Here is a 15670-nt window from a genome sequence, read left to right on the forward strand (position 1 = left end):
ATGGATTAAAAATACTTAACAGGCGGTTCAGCGAGATTTGGATCTGCTGCCAGTTCGGATGCAGGTAATTGCAGTGTAAACGATGAAATATTAGCTGGCACTACAGCTGTGCCAATAGGTGAATCCGGGGTAGCTATACCATTTTCATACTTAAATGTTACCCGCTGTTGGTTATTGAGAATATTAACCGCTTTAGCAGAATTCCAGTAAGAAAGTCTAACAAGGTCCAGCCAATATTGCCCTTCGAAAGCGAATTCAATTCTTCTTTCTTTAAGAATACTGTCTATGTTAATCGTTGAAACTGGATCAACACCAGCCCTTGTTCTTACTTTATTAAAATATTTCAACCCCTCAGCATCGGAGGTGGTTCCATTATTCCCCAGGATCGCTTCAGCATAAACTAAATAAACATCTGCAAGACGAAGCAGTGCATCATGCTCAATTGATGCCGTAAAGGTCATAGAGGGTGAATTGTTATCCTTTTCGTTCCCGATAATATGCTTCTTCATACTTTGACTAGTAGCTGTGTATCCCCCTCCTGCTGCATTTAATTCGGGGTAATAATCCCCATTAAGCATAAACGAAGCTTTTCTTCTTATGCTGTCCTTTGCAGAATAGTTGAGATACAAATCGTAAGTAGGGTCCAAAGAAAGCCACGCACCATTTTTTTGTGGGTTGATATCATTCGATGGAGAATAAGTCAGCAATAAATTACCTTCTTCCCATCCAATACTTGGACCTGTAGCCCACTGAAGTGCAAATAGTACTTCCTGGTTATCATTGTACTGAGATTGGAACAGGTTGTAATAATTATTCAATAAACTCAAGCCGCTTTCATTACAAACGGTTCCCGCATATTTTTTTGCGCTGTCTAATAATTTCTGATCACGACTTCCATTGCCTTCCAAACCAGACATAGTAAGGTAAACTTTTGCAAGCATTCCCTGTGCTGACCATGTTGTTACTCTTCCTTTTTCATCGTTACGAGGTAAGCTATTTGCGGCAAAAGTTAAATCATTAACTACAAACTGATAAACATCTGAAACAACATTACGTTTTAGTAATGGGTCCTGAATAAGCTTACTGTTATCTTCGATGATAGGCACTGCACCCCACAACATAGCGAGATAATAATAGGCAGTGCCACGAATAAATTTTGCTTCGCCAATAGCTGCATTTTTATCTGCATCACTGATGGATTTATCTGCCTTTTGTTCTATGGAATTAATAACACCATTGCATTGACCAATCAAATTATACAATCCTTTCCATCCACCCTGCATTACGCTATTGCCAGCAGTAATGGTGCGTGTATAAAGCTGAACCCAATCGCTGATCCATTGACGGTTGCCATTTCCGCTTAAGATATCTCCCAAAGGCAGATAGGCTTCGTGATGCCATACACCCCAAGGAGAACCACCATAAAGACTGGCAGTGGCTAATCTTAAATCTGCAGTGGTTTTATAAAAGTTATCCGAACTTATTTGCGATTGCGAAGGACGGTCGAGAAAGCTTTTATTACAAGCAAAGCAGGAGACCGCAATCACTGCAATCAGTAAAATTTTATTAAGACGTTTCATGTGCTAATTTTTATTTTTTGAATTTTGCCACATGTTATTCGCCATAAAATTTTCTCCGCCGTTTGGTATAATAGCTCGAAAATTTTATAGCTCATTTCATGATCTCAAATTTTGTTATTTAGTTAAATTCAGGTTTACTCCGAATGTAAATGTTCTCGGCTGAGGATAATATCCACCATCCCAACCAGCCTGTAACGGATTCCAGGATCCGATTTCAGGATCCATACCCGAATATTTGGTTATAATGAAAGCATTTGAAACGGTTGCATAAACTCTGAGCGCATGCATATGTGCTTTGGATAATAATCTTTCAGGAATTCTATATCCCAGTGTAATGTTTTTGCACCTGATAAATGAACCATCTTCAATGTACAAATCAGAGGGGCGAAGATTTTCGTTCGTATTATCATTTCTCAAGCCCACTATTTTTGTATCGGGATTCGATACGTAAGCATTGTTAACATCAGCATGTGATGCATTCGGATCCAAATACTCAACCCTGGCATAGCCCAAAACAGCCTTAAAATAATTGGTATTATTCCCAGGATAGGTTTGTGAAATTGTCAACTGGTTAAATACTTTATTTCCATAGCTTCCGCTAAGAAAAATGTTTAGATCAAAATCTTTATAAGTAAAGGAATTATTTAATCCAAATTGATACTTAGGTAAAGGAGAGCCTAAAAACGTTTGATCGTTTGTGTTAATAACACCATCGCCGTTGAGATCTTTATATTTTCTGTCGCCATACCAAATACCACCACCATTAGGTGAAACAGGATATGGATTTCCACTTTGGTCTACCGGAAGTGCATGAGATTTAAAATCTCCAGGGGTAGCGAAAATGCCATCGAACACATAGCCATAAAACGAACCGATTGCCTGACCCACGACTGTTTTTTCAAAAACATATCCATTATAGGTTTGCGATAAGTTTGCTCCTACATCACCATTACCTAAGCTTATTATCTTATTTACGTTGTGTGAAACGGTGATATCGGTTCTCCATGTAATATTTTTTGACCTGATGTTGGTAGAACTAATTCTAAAATCAAATCCTTTATTGCTAATAGCGCCGATATTAACATAAGGCGCCTGCATAGCTCCCGGCGACCAGCTTGTAGTGGTTCCGGAAAATAATGGCAACGGCAGCTTTAATAACAGTCCATCTGTCTGACGATCATAAATGTCAAATGAAAAACTTAATCTCCAGTTTAAAAACGTTCCATCAATTCCTGCATTAGCATATTTCGTTTTTTCCCAGCTTACATAAGGATTTGCCAGGTTAGACTGGAATTGGGCCGTACCTGATAAGCCATTATTTACAGTAGAAAGCATTGTAACGAATGTATTACCCGGTATCCCCTGGTTATTGGTTACGCCATAACCTAAACGCAGCTTCAGGTCATTAATAAATTTTATACCTTTTAGAAGTTTTTCATTATTTATTCTCCATGCAAAAGCGCCGGACGAAGTAGTTACCCAACGATTATCTGCCGGAAAATTGGAAGAGCCATCTCTGCGAACATTACCAGTTAACAAATATTTGTCGTTCCATCCAAGATTAACACGTCCAAAATAAGATTCAAGCGCAGGCCCTGAACCTGATATACCACCGTTAGCAGCTGTATTGGCATCACCGCTGCTGACAGATGTTACATTATCGGAAGGAAAATCTCTTCTGGATGCTGATACACTTTCAAAAGTGTTTAATTGCGATTCGTGCCCGGCTAATGCATTTAAACTAAGTTTTCCAAATAGATGGGCATACGTAAGATAATTGCGAACTACAGTGTATATATTCTGAGAGGAAGCAGAAGATGCGGAATTGGTAGTATTTTTGGCCCTGCCAAAATCATATGTAGGATTGAAAGATTTTTCGTTGGTAAAATCGAAATTTCCGGATACCTCATTACGCAATGATAAATCCCTGTAAAACTGGATTTCTGCATATACGTTTCCAAATACCTGGTTTCTTTTTTTAGTATGCGAATTCAAAAGCGCAAGCCCCACGGGGTTTGGAATAGGTACAACCCAACCGGCATCATTGGTAACACCACCCCAACTTCCATCCAGATTTTTTACAGGAACATCAGGAGTTAAGCTCAGCGCATTAGAAATAACACTTGAGGTAGTTGAATTGACATTCTCGTCAACGTGTGCCAATTGAAGGCTGGTTCCAATTTTCAGCCAATTGGTTGTTTTGTTATCTAAGTTTAAGCGAACTGAAAATCTTTTAAAATCAGAACCCAGTGCAATACCTTCCTGGTCAAAATAAGAAGCTGAAAATAAATACTGTGTGCGGGCATCGCCACCATTAACAGTAACAGAATGATTTTGCATCGGCGCTTTACGGAATAATTCTGCCTGCCAATCTGTACCTGTTCCCAAATATTTGGGGTTTGCTAATTCTGGTCTCGCATCAAACTGCCATACCACAGCACGATCATTTAAAAGACTTGCAAATTCCTGCAGATTAACGGTAGGAAGTTTCTTAGGTATTTCCTGGAGACCATAATACCCTTCGTATGAAACGCTTGAAGCTCCTGCCTTCCCTCGTTTAGTAGTAATTATGATTACACCATTTGTAGCTTGCGAACCGTAAATTGCTGATGCCGAGGCATCTTTTAATACGTCAATACTCTCAATTTCGGAAGGATTGATGGTATTTAGCGGGTTCGAACCACTGCCCGGATCATTTGGCGAAGGAATAATAACTCCATCTATTACATACAATGGAGCGTTGTTTCCCGTTATAGAAGACACTCCACGAACCTGAATAGCTACACCTCCGCCTGGCTGACCAGAAACCTGCTGTACCATTACACCCGCAACTTTACCCTGCAATGCCTGATCAATAGTTGTAGGAAGTGTTTGGCGAAGTTCTTCTCCGCTAATAGAAGATATAGCACCTGTAACATCTTTTCGCTTCGTTTTGCCATAACCAATAACAACTACATCCTTAAGGTCGGATCCATTCTCTTCCAGTTTTAACTCAATCGTGTTGCTTTTGCCAACAGTTACTTCTTTTTGCAGGTAACCAACCCTGCCGATGACGATTACATCTCCAACCTTTGCATTAATAACAAATCTACCGGTGCTGTCTGTAGAGGTATGTACACTGGTGCCTTTAATCAATACTGTAACATCAACAAGGGGCTGTTCACTGAATGCAGCGTAAACTCTCCCGGTAATTTTCTTTTCAACAGATTTTTCCTGTGCACGACTATTCATTGCAAGAAGCAGGAAAAATAAAAAAAAGAGCAGCCTGCTTTTGGCTCTTTTTGGATGTTGTCGTTTAAGTCTCATAGCAAACAATTAGTGGTTAATAAAAAATATTAGTGATTTATATAAGCAGTTATATATTTCTTTGATATAAGCAGTATATCATTTGGCATCGCCTGTTGTGTCACTCCCTTTTACGTTCAGAACTTTTTTAAACAAGTGAGGTGAATAGCCCGGAAAGCCTAACCTGTTGTTATTTTATAAACGGCTACTCACCATCGCCTTGCATCACTCATCACTGCGTACACAGCCCCGATGCTATCAGGTTATTACAGTCGCCCCGGGGGTTATATGCCCACCTGTAATACTGTGTACGCTGTGCGTTTATTGCTGAATAAAGAACTATAGTACAAGAGTGCGACGCAACAATGCTAAATGCTTATTCTAATGCAGGGCTCACAAAAAATTTTATTTCATATTCACTGTAATTTGTTCTCCCTGGTATGTTACTGTTGCATCTGCATTTTGCGCTGTATTAAAATCTTTTGGTTTGTCTTTACTTATCCATACTATGCGGAAGGTTCTCTTTGTAAGCATCCCATCGAAAGAGCCCTCGCGTTTATCAATTGTCAATGTTTTTGTTGTATCGTTGTAGTTTATTGGAATGATGCTGAATGCACCTTTCTCGTAATTGTAGTTTGTGCCTTCATCTTCGTATAATTTGAAAGAAGCATCAGCGCCTGTATAAACATTCAACGTAATGGTATCAGCAGGTTTTTCAGAAGTGTATTGCAGTTCGGGGCCAAAAGGAATAATTGAACCAGCTTTTACAAACACAGGCATTCTTTCGTAAGGCGCATCTGCATTGAGTTTGCGACCGCCTTCAAAATATTTTCCTGAATAGAGATCATACCATCCTGCGCATGTTGGCAAATACAAATTGCGGTTGCGTTGTTTGTATTCATAAACAGGATTGATCAACAAGGAGGGACCACACATGTACTGATCACCGATATTCAACACTGCGGTGTCTGTTGCAAAATCCATTGCAAGCCCACGCATGATGGTATAATTATCATGATAAGTTTCACCTGCTAATGAATAGATATAAGGGAGTAAACGATAACGCAGTTTATCGTAATACAAAAAGCTTTTATATGCAGGATGATCTTCAGAAGCGGTATTGAAAATTTCTCTGAAAGGATATTGACCATGTACACGAAACAGCGGAACAAACGTACCAAACTGCGACCAGCGTGTCATTAATTCTCTCCATTCTTCCAGCTTTTCTGCATTAGGTTTTTCAAACTTTTCGGGAACAACAAAGCCGCCAATATCCATCGTCCAATAAGGAAGTCCGGACATAGAAAAATTTACTCCTGCAGCAATTTGATTTTTCATGTCCGTCCACGTAGAACCAACATCGCCACTCCATATTGCCGCGGCATAACGCTGAGAACCTGCAAAACCAGAACGCGTTAGTAAGAAAACTCTTTTATTAGGATCGGTTGAACGTTGCCCTTCATAAATGCCTTTTGCATTTTGTAGTGGATATACGTTCAAATATGCTGCTGCACTGCCGAGTGCAGTTGGCGTCATTTGTTGTTTTCTTTTTTCAGGCGACACATTGGAAAGAATATCCGGTTCGCTTGCGTCCATCCACCAGGCATCAATTCCCTTGCTGTAAATTTTCTTGTTGATCAAATCCCAGAAACCTTTTCGTGCATTAGCGTTGAATGCATCATAGAAAGTAGAAACATAGCCTTTGCCGATCCAGTCTCTTTGACGGTCTGCAATATTTCTTTTATATAACCAGCCATTCGTTTCAAAATCATTGTAGGTTGAAATGCCTTCATAAAATTTTGGCCACACAGAGATCATGATCTGTGTATTGTATTTTTTATGCAATACATCTATCATACTGTCGGGAGAAGGAAAACGTGATTTGTCAAACTCCTGGCTGCCCCATTCTGCTTCTTTCCAATAGCTCCAGTCTAAAACAATATTATCTATGGGTATTTGTCTTTTACGGAATTCATCAACTGTTGAGAGAATTTCATTCTCTGTTTTGTACCGCTCACGGCTTTGCCAAAAGCCAAGCGCCCATTTTGGAACAATCGGTGCTTTGCCGGTAATATCGCGATAGCCGGAAATGACTTCATCCATGTTATTGCCATAGATAAAATAGTAATCAACCTGTTTGCCTGCTTCAGAAGAAAAACTGAAATTGTTTTGTTCTTCTTCACTCAATGGTTCCTGCCATTTCAAAGAGAGATAAGATTCTGCTCCTTGAGGCGCCCATTCAATTTTGATGGCTGTCTTGTCGCCTTTTCTCAAATCCACAGGAACCAATGCTGGTGCAGGATTCCATGCTTTTCGCCAGTGGTCTAACACAAGTTTGCCATTAAGCCATACTTTTAGCGAACCGCCAAATGTGAACTGAAACTGGTGAAGCCCGGAAAAATAACTTTCTATACTACCTTCCCATGTTACCACACCCGTTGCAGGTGTAAATTCTTTTGGAAGCTGCATTTTTGAGTCTCCCAAAAACTCCATACTTATATTTCCCTCTGCTCTTTCAGTAACTATATCCTGTGGCTTTTGCTTATTGTTTGCATAAGAAGCCGTAAGCCATCCTTCTTCTCCTTTTTTTGAATAAAGCTGCAATGCAGAAAGCGGCTCGAGTGGTCTTACGTCTCCGGCTTTCGTTAAGGAATAATTATCCCAAAGAATACCGTAATGTTTACTGGAAATCAAAAAAGGGATTGCTACTTCGGTATTGTTTTGAAAGAACGTGACTTGCTGTCCACGGTAATTCATAATACCATCCTGGTGTTGTCCCAATCCATACCACGCATCATCTGCACTTGCCTGAAAAGTCTGGGTAAGATTATAATAACGCTGACCATCAAAAACAGCATTTTTAAAACTTCTTCCATCAATTGGTTTTTCATCTAATATTTTTTTACCCGTTATATCACAAAAAGAAACAGCACCTGTTTTAAGATTGACGATAGCGGTGAGTGTTTTTGTTTTTAAACTAAGATTATCGTTTGATGGGATAAGTTGCCATGCTACATCCTGACTTTTTCTATAAATCGTTATAAGGCTTTCATGTGGAGGGATTTCTTTTCCCGGTGCAGCAATTACTCTTATAATATTATCAGAAACCACTTCCAGTTTTACGGCGCAGGATATGCCCGTGAACTGCGGGTCTGTAAAAACAATAACGCCATCTTTTGCTTCAATATAAGAAGCTCCTCCTGCCAATACAGCATTATATAAACAGAGAAAAAGAGCGTTTAGCAATAGCAGTCGTAATTTCATATACAGCAATTCTGTGCGTTTATTGATCGCTGTAAAACTATTTTCATCTTAGCGCAAACAGGGAAGTCAAATGTTGCAATTGAGGGTATCAAATGTTGCAAATACCGGACTGTATTGGGTTTTAGACAAGGATCTGTTGTAAAAGGTCTTAAAAAAGGAGGGAAAAGAAATTCTTTTGTGAACCCAGCAGTAGTTTTTCATGGAATCGTTCCTTGCGTCGCACTCTTGTACAAAAGAACAGCTATGAGCTATTAGCTGCGAGCCATGAGCAGAAAGAGAAAAAGCTCGAAGCTCATAGCAAGCCGCTCACAGCTCAACAGTACAAGTGAGTGACACAACAGGCGATGCCATGATAATCCAAAGCCGGGAACAAAAAATAATCAGGCAGGCTCCTGGCTGTTATCACTCTTGTTTGCTACGTACTGCGAAGGCGATACTTTGAATTCTTCTTTGAAGAACTTTGAAAAATGTTTGGGATTATTGAAACCGACTTCGTAAGCAATCTCGGAAACCGACATACCGCTTTTTTCCAATAACTGCGCGGCTCTTTTTAAACGCATGGAGCGGATGAACTCTATGGGCGTTTTGCCGGTGAGGGAAAGAATTTTTCTATATAAAGTAACGCGGTTCATGAACATGTCACGACTAAAATCTTCCACTGAAAAATCCGGGTTGTCCATATTTTTCTCTATAGCTTCTAACGCTTGTTTCAGGAACTTTTCGTCAACTGGCGTTATGGTAACTTCTTCCGGGTGAACTTCAATTTGCTTTTGAAAGCGTTTCTGCAATAATTTTTGCTGTGCAAGCAAATTCCTGATACGTGACGCAAGAATTTCAAAAGTAAAAGGTTTGGTGATGTAGTCATTTACGCCAATATTAAAACCTTCGAGTTGCTTTTCTTCGCTTCCTTTCGCCGTGAGCAGAATAACGGGAATATGGGAAGTAAGCGTTTCGTTTTTTATTTTCCTGGCTAATTGAATTCCGTCCATTACAGGCATCATAATGTCGCTTACAACAAGGTCTGGGTTTACCTGTTTTATTTTCTCCCAACCTTCCTTGCCGTTGGAAGCCTCTTCTACATGATATTGCGCCTTGAGGTTGTCTTTTAAATAGAAGCGAATGTCTTCATTGTCTTCGATTACCATTATCGTCTGCTTTTTGCCACTTCTGCTGCTTGTTTCAGATAGTAATTGTTCAGTGTCTTCTGCAGGTATGGGAACGGTTGTGTTTCGAGTTGAAGGTTCATATATTTTTTTTGCAGGAAGCAGCACTGTAAAGCAGGTGCCTTTTTCAGGCTCGCTCTTTACTGTAATAATTCCATTGTGAAGTTTTACAAACTCTTTTGTGATTGCAAGACCAATACCTGTACCCTGGTTAACCATGCTTTGAGGAACATCCGTTTGAAAAAACCGTTCAAAGATTTTGTCGTGCATGTCTTCAGGAATGCCAATGCCTGTATCCTTTACTTCTATAACAAGCGTTCCATTAGCTTCATTATTAGAGGGTGGATTGTAAAGAAGATTGATGCTGACTGTGCCGCCATCGTGTGTATATTTAAAAGCATTTGACAGCAGGTTGAATAATATTTTTTCAATCTTATCCTTGTCAAAATAAATCTCAAGGCTATCAATGTTTGATGCAAATGAAAACTGAATGTTTTTCTTTTCAGCAATATCCGTGAAGGAGTGACTGATATCTTCAGCAAATGCGATAATATCACCTATAGAAGGATGCAATTTTATTTCCTGTACTTCCATTTTTCTAAAGTCGAGCAGTTGATTTACGAGGTTCAATAAACGCTTTGCATTTCGTTGCACAAGGTTTAATTGATTTTTTTGCTCTTCATCTGAAGTGTGTTTGATGATCTTATCTAAAGGAGAAATAATAAGGCTTAAGGGTGTGCGAAATTCATGGCTTACATTGGTGAAGAATTTTGTTTTCAATTGCTCTATGGCATGAGCCCTCTCAACTTCCCTGCGTTGCTGTTGCACTTCAAAGCGCATTTGAATTCTATCTAACGTGATGCGGCGTGCAAGTATAAACAACCCTGCTGCAATCAATACATAAATAATGTATGCAAATGGCGTTCTCCAGAAGGGCGGCTCAATATTTATCTGCAACGTTTTTACATCGCTCCACAAACCGTTGCCATTTAAAACTTTTACTTTAAAAGTATAGTGCCCCGGGTCCAGGTTTGTGTACGTGACCTGGCGTTGGTTGCCATTTGCATATAACCAATCAGGGTTAAATCCCTGGAGCATGTACGCATATTTATCCCGGGTACTGTGTGCAAAATCAAGCGACACAAATTCTATAGAGAAAACATTCTCTTTGTATTTGAGGTCAATGCTTTGTAGCTGTGATAGAGATTCTTTTAAAAGTACACGATCATTAATTATTGCACCTGGCTCAATATTGTTATTAAAAATTTGTAGGCCTGTAAAAATAATTTTAGGATTATAAGAAGGCTTTTCAATTTTATCAGGATTAATGATGTTGAAACCGGAAGGTCCGCCAAAAAGCAATTCTCCTGTTCTTGTTTTTATTGCGGCGTTATCATTGAATTCGCGGTTCTGAAGATTGTTTGTTTCATCATAATTAATGATGAACAAACTGATGCCATTTTCTTTTTCCTGCGGAATTGCATTGCATAAACCATTAGGCGTGGAAATCCAAAGTGTTTGATAATTATCTTCCAGGATATTCAATATAATATTATCAGGAAGACCATTTGATGTAGAAAATACCTGGAAGCTTTTTGTTTGTTCATTAAAGAGATTCAAACCTTCCGCAGTACCTACCCAAATTCTTCCTTTACTGTCTTGTAAGAGGGAGATGACATTGTCAGTACTCAAGCTATTGTCTTCGCTTGTATGCCTGTAAAAAACAGGTGTTGTTTTATTTTTTTCAAAAACAGTAATGCCAATATCTGAACCTATCCACAGGTCTCCGTTTCTATCCTGCATAATTCCAGATATATAATTCGATGACACAACATTTCGCCTGCCATCTTTATTTTGAAAATGCTTAAAGCTGTTTGTTTTTCTATCAAATAAATCAAGCCCGCTGCCTAAAGTACCTATCCACAGATTTTGCTCGCTGTCCTCAAATATTTCCCATACATTATCGTTTGACAAACTAAAAGAATCATTTTCGCTGTGCCTGTAGTGTGTAAACTTATTACCATCGAAACTGTTTAAGCCGCCGAGATAAGTGCCAATCCATAACGTGTTATCATGATCAATGAATAAGCTTACGATAACGTTATTGCTTAGGCTATTTACATCATTAGGATTGTGCAGGTATTGTTTGAATGTATTGTTTTTCCTGTCGAAATATATTAAGCCTCCACCGTTGGTTCCAATCCAGATATTACCATTTTTATCTTCAACAAAGCGGTTTACATCATCATATTGAAGGCTCTTCAAGTTTGATAGTTCATGGTGATAATAAGGAAACTTTACAATGTTGCTGTTTAAATAACTTACACCCTGCTTATAGGTTCCAAGCCATATAATTCCTTTGTCGTCTTTGTATAAAGCAGTGATACTATTCTGACTGAGGCTCTTTGGATCCTTGGGGTCATTCAAGAGATACCTGGTTTTGAAATTGTTTTTTTTATCGATCAGCGTTACGCCTCCATGATCAGTTGCAACCCATAAGACCCCGTTGTTATCCTGCACAATATGAGTCACGACGTTGGAACTCAATCGTGACGGAAATGAAGTTTCGTTAAACTGAACGACAGAATTATTCTGTTGATGAAAAAGAAAAAGTCCGGAGGCAAATCGCCAAAACAGCAAGTCGCCATCACTGTCAATAAAAAAGTCATAAAAAGCCGTGCCTTCCGTATCAGCATTTTGCAAAGCGAAACTGGAGAAAATAACTTTGTTTGTGTTTATATCATACTTCTGCAAAAATCCATTTTGATATACCAGCCATAATTTTCCATCATTTGTTTCTTTTATGGAAGTAATTCTCTCAGAAGTATTAAGGAAATTACCAGTGATCGCTTTTACTTTTTTATCGGTAGATGAATAAAGATATAATGCATTGTCGTAGAGAAACCAATATCTTCCGCTATTTCCTTTTACGATATTTACAACATAACCTGAAGGCAAACCGAGAGCATGTAAATAACTTTCATTTGCCATAAATTTTTCCGTATGTGAATTGTAAATGCAGGCAGGAGCCCTCGTTACCACCCACATCTTTCCATCAGGCAGTTCGTAAAGCGCATTGATATGGCTATCGGTTAATGAAGTGCTGTCGTTAGATTGTTTACGGAATATCTTGAAAGAGTAGCCATCAAAACGATCAAGACCCGATGTAGTACCAAACCATAAAAAGCCATCCTGGTCTTTTAGTATAGCATTAACCTGGTTATTCGAAAGACCATTATAAATATCAAGCCTGGAAAAACCATAACCTTCACTTTGAGCAAAAACAGTAAAGGACATTAACAGCAAAACAGTAAAAATAAGCAGACGCATCACTACATGATTAACTTAAAGAGGGTTTCGCATTAAGAACCGCAAAGCACTTATTCTGATTCTCCTGAAACCGAAATTACACTAAACAAAGTGAGCAAGATCATTTTGTTTGTCGGGATGGTGCACAGCCCTAATTTTTCGTTCAGGCGCGTTGATTTTTTCAAAAGGGTTGACAATTGTTGTTTCACGTTAAGGATTCATCTGCCGTTGGATATCTACAAAATATTCAAAGCTTATAATTTTTCTACCGCGCAATTTCAAAAGCGCATTAGGACCTTCGTTGGATTCATGCAGTAATACACTTTTTTAGGGTTGCTAAACTTTTAGAACCTAAGGGAACTTCTCTTGCTCAGTTGTCCCTAAATTTTGTGAACAGCTTTCAGTATCATCACTAATCTTTCTGTCAATTACTTTAGCATAAATCTGCGTTGTCTTAATACTTCTATGTCCCAGCATTTTACTTACTGAATCAATGGGAACTCCATTATCCAACATTACTGTTGATGCAAAAGTGTGTCGTGCAATATGAAAAGTAATTTGAGTCTGAATGTCACAGATATCTGCAAGTTCCTTCAGATAACTGTTTACTTTTTGATTACTCGGTACGCCCGTCTTAAGATGATGGATAGTAAGATTTGCAGCATCTACATACGCAAATCCTGCATAGCAACAGAAAAGAAACATATCGCGAACCTAGGCAAGTCGTCTTATTGTAATTTTTTTTCTTCCAGCGCTTTTAATTCTTCACTAGATAAATGAGGAATTTTTGGATCAATATGTTTGACTCTGAAATTTCGAAATGGATCTTAGTCCAACCAATCTTTATCGACGCAATCCCTGACTACCTTCTTCAAATTCTTGATCATTTTGCCGGAAGAATTAATCGAGAGTCCTTTTATCGCCTGCAAATAGAATTCGAACTTGCTAACGAAATCTATTCTTAAATCAGTTAATAAAACATCGCAGCCATTATTTCGCAAGTTCATATATTCGATAAGATGTTTTTCGGTACTTCTGTATTTAACCAATGTAAATTTCTTGTATATTCTCTTTACAGCAAGTTTGTCAAGGTCAAGAATGCTGAGTTTGAATACACCCAGTAATGTGCGTTTACTGCGATCTTCCCAAAAACATTTTTCCCCGAAGTGTATTGACATTGAAATTTCTATTTTGTTAGAACACAGTTGTGGCAAACGTTTCAGGAAATTCGGGATACAAAAAAATGAAAAAATATTTGCACCCTCAAAGGACACCTAGACCAACTGAAGAATACGATATATATATATATGTAGAAGTATATGAGTGAAAGACTTTTAAGCGAGCCCGGTCTTAAAATGTCAAAAAGTTGCGGACCCGGAAAAAGGGTCTAAAACGCGGAAACACGCTCCCATAGCTGGTTTCAAGTATTTTTATTCAACGGACCGGACGGCGTTTGAGACATCTTTATAATGGTTTTTTACAAGATATTGGATTTTGAAACGAGACCAGATTTCCATCTGGTTTCGTTTTTGTGATCTGGTTAATAATAGCGCTCAATTTGCTTTTACAAATTTTATTTGTTCCAGTTCGTTCTTACTGTTGATTACTTTCAAAATGTAAATTCCCTTTGGCAGTGCAGATACATCAATAGTTCTGTTTAAAATGTCATTGCTGACCGGCAGTCTTTGTTTAATAAAGGTTTGTCCTTGTACATCACTGATGATAATCTGAATGTTTGTTGTGTTTTTACTGATAAAATGAACAGTCAGCAGATTACTTGTAACAGGGTTAGGTGAAATACTTAAAGTGATATTCATTTCATTGGATACGAATGAACTCGCAGTCGTAAAGTTTGGACCCTTAACCCATTCAGATGTTGATGTGTCTTTTCCGCAGAGGCTTCTTACACCCCATTCATAAGTAGTATTTGGAGACAATCCTTTTAAAGTAAAATGGTTGCTGGTGGCAGGCTTTAATATCCTTATCCAGTCAATTGTATTTGTTGCACGATAAGCAATCATGAATCGCCTAACAGATGAGTCTGGTATTGTTCCATGCAACATTACTGAAGTATCTGTTATGTTTGTAACTTTTAAATTAGAAGGTGGGAGGCAAAAATTTTCATCGGGTGTATATTCCCAGAAATCTTTAGTATAACTGCCTGTGCCAATATATCCTTTACTGCCGATGGAAAATCCGACTGCACCAGTCCTCTCTGATCCCTCGAAATCCGCTTTCCGAGTCCAGGAATCGGTGATTGGATCGTATACTGTCCAGAAATTTGGGTTATTGGCACTACCTGTTCCAAGATATCCCTTATTTCCAATACTGAAACCAACAGCGTAGGCGCGGGTACCTCCCCCGACATCTGCTTTTTGCGTCCACTTATCAACAGCAGGATCATATTCCCAGAAATCTTTTCTAAGGGAGCTGCCAATCAAGCCGGTTCCAATATATCCTTTGCTTCCAATACTAAAACCGGCTGCAAACAATCGCTCATCTCCTCCAAAGTCGGCTTTCCGTGTCCATACATTCTTAACAGGATCATATTCCCAGAAATCATTTTTATCATAGGAACCATTATACCCCGTTCCAATATATCCTTTGTTGCCGATGCTGAAACCAACAGCTGAGATCCGGCCACTTCCTCCGAAATCTGCTTTAGGCGTCCAGGTATTAGCAGCAGGGTCGTATTCCCAGAAATCATTTCTGTAAGGATGGGAACCATCATAACCGGTTCCAATATATCCTTTGCTACCGATACTAAAACCAACAGCACCATCTCGAGCGGTACCGCCAAAATCAGCTTTCTGCGCCCAGGTGTTAGTAGCGGGATCGTATTCCCAGAAATCATTTCTAGGCTGACCACCACTAATATCTGCACCGGTTCCAATATACCCTTTGCTCCCAATGCTGAAACCAACAGCAAGTCTGCGGCCAGTACCACCAAAATCCGCTTTTTGTGTCCATGTGCCTTGTGCATTGCTGTTTGCGACACCTGTTATAAACAGGAAAACTGTAAGTAGTATTTTCATTTTCATAAATAAATGTTTTTAATGAGATATGGCA

The 15670-nt window shown here is 38.9% G+C and carries 7 protein-coding genes; all 7 read right to left on the reverse strand.

Going from position 1 to position 15670, the window contains the following annotated elements; genetic code table 11:
- Positions 1-5 precede the first annotated feature (5 nt).
- Positions 6-1580: a RagB/SusD family nutrient uptake outer membrane protein gene (locus FRZ67_RS18540; protein ID WP_147192031.1), complete on the reverse strand. Its 1575-nt coding sequence runs from the start codon at positions 1578-1580 to the stop codon at positions 6-8.
- Between the two features lie 114 nt (positions 1581-1694).
- The gene (locus FRZ67_RS18545; RefSeq protein WP_147192033.1) at positions 1695-4886 is read right to left on the reverse strand and encodes a SusC/RagA family TonB-linked outer membrane protein; all 3192 of its coding nucleotides are present in this window, start codon (positions 4884-4886) and stop codon (positions 1695-1697) included.
- A gap of 384 nt (positions 4887-5270) precedes the next feature.
- On the reverse strand, positions 5271-8129 hold the full coding sequence (locus FRZ67_RS18550; protein WP_147192035.1) for a TIM-barrel domain-containing protein: 2859 nt from the start codon (positions 8127-8129) through the stop codon (positions 5271-5273).
- A gap of 380 nt (positions 8130-8509) precedes the next feature.
- Positions 8510-12622 (reverse strand): hybrid sensor histidine kinase/response regulator transcription factor, encoded by a 4113-nt coding sequence (locus FRZ67_RS18555; protein WP_147192037.1) that lies wholly within the window; start codon positions 12620-12622, stop codon positions 8510-8512.
- A 330-nt stretch (positions 12623-12952) separates the two neighbouring features.
- Positions 12953-13306: a site-specific integrase gene (locus FRZ67_RS18560; protein ID WP_147192039.1), complete on the reverse strand. Its 354-nt coding sequence runs from the start codon at positions 13304-13306 to the stop codon at positions 12953-12955.
- Between the two features lie 122 nt (positions 13307-13428).
- On the reverse strand, positions 13429-13779 hold the full coding sequence (locus tag FRZ67_RS18565) for a phage integrase SAM-like domain-containing protein (protein WP_147192041.1): 351 nt from the start codon (positions 13777-13779) through the stop codon (positions 13429-13431).
- 375 nt (positions 13780-14154) lie between these two features.
- Entirely contained in the window at positions 14155-15642 is a 1488-nt protein-coding gene (locus FRZ67_RS18570; protein ID WP_147192043.1) for a fibronectin type III domain-containing protein, read from the reverse strand.
- Positions 15643-15670: the final 28 nt, after the last annotated feature.

The organism is Panacibacter ginsenosidivorans (genome assembly GCF_007971225.1).
Classification (GTDB): domain Bacteria; phylum Bacteroidota; class Bacteroidia; order Chitinophagales; family Chitinophagaceae; genus Panacibacter; species Panacibacter ginsenosidivorans.

Coding starts and splice junctions, on each gene's coding strand:
- FRZ67_RS18540 (WP_147192031.1), bottom strand. CDS start 1,580: ATGAAACGTCTTAATAAAATTTTACTGATTGCAGTGATTGCGGTCTCC.
- FRZ67_RS18565 (WP_147192041.1), bottom strand. CDS start 13,779: ATGTCAATACACTTCGGGGAAAAATGTTTTTGGGAAGATCGCAGTAAA.
- FRZ67_RS18555 (WP_147192037.1), bottom strand. CDS start 12,622: ATGCGTCTGCTTATTTTTACTGTTTTGCTGTTAATGTCCTTTACTGTT.
- FRZ67_RS18550 (WP_147192035.1), bottom strand. CDS start 8,129: ATGAAATTACGACTGCTATTGCTAAACGCTCTTTTTCTCTGTTTATAT.
- FRZ67_RS18570 (WP_147192043.1), bottom strand. CDS start 15,642: ATGAAAATGAAAATACTACTTACAGTTTTCCTGTTTATAACAGGTGTC.
- FRZ67_RS18545 (WP_147192033.1), bottom strand. CDS start 4,886: ATGAGACTTAAACGACAACATCCAAAAAGAGCCAAAAGCAGGCTGCTC.
- FRZ67_RS18560 (WP_147192039.1), bottom strand. CDS start 13,306: ATGTTTCTTTTCTGTTGCTATGCAGGATTTGCGTATGTAGATGCTGCA.